This is a genomic window from Corynebacterium sp. HMSC14B06 (genome assembly GCF_001807075.1).
Lineage (GTDB): Bacteria > Actinomycetota > Actinomycetes > Mycobacteriales > Mycobacteriaceae > Corynebacterium > Corynebacterium jeikeium_D.
The window spans coordinates 1-5,360 of the sequence record NZ_KV787401.1; the positions used below are offsets into that span (position 1 = coordinate 1).

The following is a 5,360-nucleotide window of genomic DNA, read 5'->3' on the forward strand; positions in this document are numbered from 1 at the left end:
GCATGCGGACACACTTTTCTTTACTTAACCCTCTAGCACGGCACGTCCACCGCAGCGATGCGGTGGGGTTGGATCGTGAGGCTCTCCCCGGTGGATTCGAGCACCGCGGAGATGGTGGAGGGGGTCATCATCACGATGGAGATCCAGTCATGGCTGGTGGCACCCGCATAGTCCACGTAGTGCAGGCGCACCTGTGTGCCCGCGGTATAGGCGCGGCGCAGCTCGGACATGATCTCCCGCGGCGAGCGGAAGGTCCGGGTGTCCGAGGCCTTCGTGCCGTCCGCCGGGTCCACGGCGATGGCCTGGTCGTGGGCGCGGCGAAAACCCTCCACGGCGCCGTCGATCTCCGAGGCGATCTCGGTGGAGTCCCCAGTGATGTCCATGATGTTGCGCTGGGGAGTATCCACGCGAGACGGGACACGAGCCGAGTGGGGTTCGGTGGCGGAGCCCTGCTGGAATGCCCTGGTGGCGTCGTCAATCAAATACCGCAGGGACTGGGGAACGGACGAGAGACCGCCGGGGGACATGCGATCCAGGAAGGCCTCGATGTCCTTCCATGGGGCGTCATAGCGCTTCGGCCCGATCAGGCTGAATACGTCGCCTTCGCGGCCGTCCTCGCGCACCAGGGTGGCGGTGAGCCCCAGACGGCGGCGAGACTGCAGGTCGGAGGTCATGCGGAACACCGGGGCAGGCAGCAGGTGAACCTCGTCGTAAATGATTAAGCCCCAGTCGCGGGAGTCGAACAGCTCCAGCGCCCGGTATTCGCCCTTCGACTTGCGCGTGACCACTTGGTAGGTGGCGATGGTCACGGGGCGGATCTCCTTCTTCTCTCCGGAGTATTCGCCGATTTCATCCTCCGTCAGGGAGGTGCGGCGCACTAGCTCGTCCTTCCACTGCCTGCCCGCGACGGTGTTCGTCACCAGGATCAGGGTGGTGGCCTTTGCCTTGGCCATCGAGGCCGCGCCGACCATCGTCTTGCCCGCACCACATGGCAGCACTACCACGCCCGAGCCGCCTTCCCAGAAGCTATCGGCCGCCATCTCCTGGTAGTCGCGCAGCTGCCATTCTTCGTGTTCCTGCGACAGCTCGATGGGGTGTGCCTCGCCGTCGACGTATCCCGCCAGGTCCTCTGCGGGCCAGCCGACCTTCAGCAGTTCCTGCTTGAGCCTGCCGCGCTCGGAAGGGTGCACAACGATCGAGTCCTCGTCGATCTCTGCGCCCAACATGGGCTTGATCTTTTTGTGACGCCGGATCTCCGTCAGCACAGCCCTGTCCGTCGTCTCTAGCACGAGCCCGTGCGCTGGGTGCTTGATGAGCTTCAGCCGCCCGTAGCGATCCATCGTGTCGGCAATGTCGATGAGCAGCGGCTGCGGGGCGGGGAACCGCGAGTAGGTTTCCAGCACGTCCATGATCTGCTCCGCGTCGTGCCCTGCCGCGCGGGCGTTCCACAGCGCCAGCGGGGTGATGCGGTAGGTGTGCACGTGCTCCGGCGCGCGCTCCAGCTCCGCGAACGGTGCCAGCGCGGTGCGCGCCTCCTGCGCCTGTTCGTGGTCGATTTCCAGCAGCACGGTCTTATCCGACTGCACAATGAGCGGTCCGTTTCCAATGCCCACGCTGTGTGTCACTTCCTTTTTGTTTATCGACGCCACCGCGACGGTGTTGCTCAAGCCAAAGACATCATTTTACGCTGCAGTGGTGCGAACTCGTGCTCCACTATGCTGAGACCCATGATTGCTCAGACGGGAAATCTGCGCCAATGGCAGTATTTCGTGGCTTTAGCGGAGACCGGTAGTTTTACAGCGGCGGCAGCGCGACTGGGAGTGAGTCAGCCGCCTGTCTCCAATGCCATTAAGCGCTTAGAAGCTGGTGTAGGTACACCGCTATTTATCCGAGGGGCGGGGGAAGTGAAACTAACCGAGGCAGGGTTGACCTTGCTTCCATATGCCCGGGTGATTAATCGCGATCTTCAGACTATGCATTCGATGATTGACGGTATCCGAAGTGGTGCGCAAAGCGGGTTTCGTTTGGCCATCAGTAGTGCGCTTCCAAGCGAGATAGGATCGCGTATTGCAGCAAAGGCACAGCAGCATGATGGAGTAGTTTTGTCGTCACTGCCTTCTGTTGAGATTCTTGCCCGTGTTGAAGAAGGCGCTATTCATGCGGGGCTTGTTCAAGCTCCGGTTCCCTTGGGTACTCACCGCAGTGCGAGGCAGTTTTCTCTGTCACGTGATCTAGTGGTGCCGCCGGGGTATTCAAGGTTGGATAAGACCTTGTCTCAATTGAATCTGCTGGTGGAGAACCTGAATGACAATTCAAGTGCAGCCAGTGGTTTGGCGAGAGAGCTATTTCGGTCGGGTGTGTCTTGCGAAATTAATGATTCAGAGGATGCTCTAGGTAGGGGCTTATTGATTGGAAGAGGGGAGGGGATGTCTTTGGTATTTCGCGGTTTTCACCAGTTTGACAATGCTATTGAGCTTCCTTCCCGTTTCGATTTTTCCGTGGATGTAGTGGTTCGCCGAGGTGGGATGGACAATGGCGCCGAGGCCATGGCGGTCGCCGAAAGAATTTGTCGAAGGATTAACCAATGACTGCACGGATGGAGATGGCCCTGGAAAACGTGTTGACGCGGTCGGGGTGTGAGGGATGGTGGTGTGCATCGCGACTGCACGATGGGGTGACTATCGGACGCAAACAAGACGAGAAAATTACGGTGGCATCCTTATATAAAATCCGGCTCCTCCACCTCACTTTGGAAGCGATTCAACGAGGTGATCTGGATCCTCGTCTTCGTGTTGACGTTGCACCGTCCAAAGGAACTTACGAAGGGTATGGGTTCGCTGCCTTTGATGACGCAGTGAACGTGAGTCTCCGAGACTTAATGAAACAAGTCGCATCGGTGTCAGATAACGTGGCCGCCCACGAGATTTTGCGTCTACTGCCTGCGTGGGCTCGAGAAGCATTTCTTAAACGGTTTCCACCTCATTATGACTTGCAAGATCGGAATAGCTTAGTGACGGCGGAGAAACAATTGCGTCAATATGTTCAATCCCAAGGGGGGAGTAGTACAGATATAGCGTTTTCTGCAGTCTCTTCGTTGGCGGAAATAACTAATGACTTGGAACAGGTTTGGAAAGACGATAGTGCAGCGGTACGTCGATCTATGTGTGAACTCTTGGGGTTGCAGGTGTGGCGTCACCGTGTTCCTTCAGGCTTTCCTCCAAGCGGCGTTGATATCTATGGAAAAACGGGCACTGTAGGACTTCTCCATGGTGAAGCTTCGATTATCCAGGTTGAGGGCGAGGAGCCCATTGTGGTGTCCATCATGCTGAAACAGGTGGTGCCAGAACAAGCAATGAGTACTCACGATGGTGCTATTGGCGAAGTGGCTAGACTGCTCGTGGACGCTCTTCGTTAGAATTTCTGCCACTTGAATACACACTTCTACCATCGCCTATATGTGAATGAAATGAGACAATTGCATTATGTGATATTGGTGGCATCCAATGCGTCTCACTTAACGTCACTCCCATGATGACTAAGCACAATCGTTTCCGTCAGTCGGTGATTGCACTCTGTTCGCTCTCCGCAGTGATGTTGAGCAGCTGTTCAGCTCTACCGTGGGAATCAGACTCAGACGTATTTCTCAAAGCTTTCAACGCGGGAGATGACAGCAAGGCTGCACGGTATCTGGATCATCCAGACCCGGAGCGCGCCCTTCATGAATTTCGGCAGTCACTTCATGGTGTGAAGGTCAACATCGAAAAATCTGATATTTCCAATGGAAAGCAGAATACTCATGTGACTTGGTCCAAAGATGGTGTGGAGTTGGAGAGCAATGGTCGGCTCGTCCTTAGTGGACAGGATGGTAAGCCTCAATGGTTGCCTTCGATCTTCGAAGCTCAGTTGAGCGATGATTCCGCACTCTTTTTTGCTGAAGATAAACAGTACGATCTTCCAATTAAAGATCGCTTGGGCAATGAATATATGACCTGGACGAAAGTTATTCAGGTACGAGGTCGCAAAGATATAGCCTCTAGAGCGCAGGAATTGGCCCAGATTTTTGCACCAGTGTCTCCCACAACGACTAAGGAGTGGATCGAGCAGACCTTGGGAGAGTCTCAGGATGAAGACACCGTGCTCCTCACTTTGAGGCAGGAAGAATTCCGGAAGATACAAGAGCAACTTAGGACCTTTGAGGGAATCTCCACTGTGGAGCAGGGGCGTCTCTTAAGCGTGTCCAAAACTCTTAACTCTCCGCTGGATGCTGAATTGAACAAATATTGGGAGTCAGTGCTCGATGCTAATTCAGGATGGTCGATACGCGCTGAGAGTTCACAAGGTATGACGACGGTAGCCTCTGAGCCGCCTCGCCGAGTTCAGCCAATCGCAACCACTCTGGATAACACACTGCAAAGCGCAGCAAAACAAGCAGTGGACAGTGAGCAACGTGCCGCAGTTCTAGTCGTGCTCAATCCTAGAACAGGAGGTGTCCTTGCCGTTGCACAAAATGACAAGGCAAATAACCAAGGGCCAATCGCACTCACCGGGCTATTCCCACCGGGATCGACGTTCAAAACTGTGACCACAGCGGCGGCACTAGAGGCAGGGGCAGTCAGCATGGATGAGGAACTACCTTGTCCTAGCAATATCACCGTCGCTGGACGCAAGATTCCCAACGATCATGACTTCGATCTAGGTAGCGTTCGACTGGAAGAAGCTTTCGCCCAATCATGTAACACAACCCAAGCGGTCATTTCGGATCGTTTGGGAGAAGATGATCTGCAACGGACTGCTTTAGAACTCGGAATTGGCTCCGACTTCGACGTACCAGGGATGACCACACTTACTGGTTCGGTGCCGCGGACACCGGCTGGACCTCCTCGTGTGGAGGCTTCTATTGGACAGGGCGAGGTTCTAGCTAGTCCATTTGGGATTGCGCTCATGCAATCGACTGTCGCTAACGGCGGCTTGCTTGTTCCTCCACAGCTCATTCAAGGCGAACAGACAGTAGTGAATAAACAGGCAGACCAGCATGTCAGCGATACAACTATTCAAAGCCTCCGGACGATGATGAAATCAACAATTGACCACGGTTCAGCTAGGTCGTTGAGTGATCTTAGTGCACTTGGCGGAAAGACTGGTACAGCAGAAATTGATGGCAAGCTTTCCAATGGCTGGTTCGCTGGAACGACAGGGGAATTGGCGATTGCGTCCCTTGTAATCGAAGGAGATTCTTCTCAGCCAGCTGTGGAAATGGCCGGGCGTTTCCTTCGCTCGCCGGATGTTCAGAAATTCTCTGGAATTCAATAAACTTGCGTCATAACCTCTAGCACGGGTTAAGTAAAGAAAAGTGTGTCTTT

Annotated in this window: 4 protein-coding genes; 3 read left to right on the forward strand and 1 reads right to left on the reverse strand. The window is 55.0% G+C overall.

What is annotated here, in order from left to right:
* Positions 1–32 precede the first annotated feature (32 nt).
* Complete coding sequence (locus HMPREF3130_RS10045) at positions 33–1,613, reverse strand: helicase-associated domain-containing protein (protein WP_016421371.1); 1,581 nt, start codon at positions 1,611–1,613, stop codon at positions 33–35.
* Positions 1,614–1,727: 114 nt separating this feature from the next.
* On the opposite strand from HMPREF3130_RS10045, the gene HMPREF3130_RS10050 reads away from it, so the two are divergent.
* The 3 genes from HMPREF3130_RS10050 (at position 1,728) to pbp2m (ending at position 5,310) form a co-directional block, all read left to right on the forward strand.
* Entirely contained in the window at positions 1,728–2,588 is an 861-nt protein-coding gene (locus tag HMPREF3130_RS10050) for a LysR family transcriptional regulator (protein ID WP_012360809.1), read from the forward strand.
* Complete coding sequence (locus HMPREF3130_RS10055; RefSeq protein WP_012360808.1) at positions 2,585–3,415, forward strand: serine hydrolase; 831 nt, start codon at positions 2,585–2,587, stop codon at positions 3,413–3,415. Before HMPREF3130_RS10050 ends, HMPREF3130_RS10055 begins: the two co-directional genes overlap by 4 nt.
* A 113-nt stretch (positions 3,416–3,528) precedes the next feature.
* Positions 3,529–5,310, forward strand: a complete 1,782-nt coding sequence (gene pbp2m, locus HMPREF3130_RS10060; RefSeq protein ID WP_016421369.1) for a penicillin-binding protein PBP2M — start codon at positions 3,529–3,531, stop codon at positions 5,308–5,310.
* Positions 5,311–5,360 lie beyond the last annotated feature (50 nt).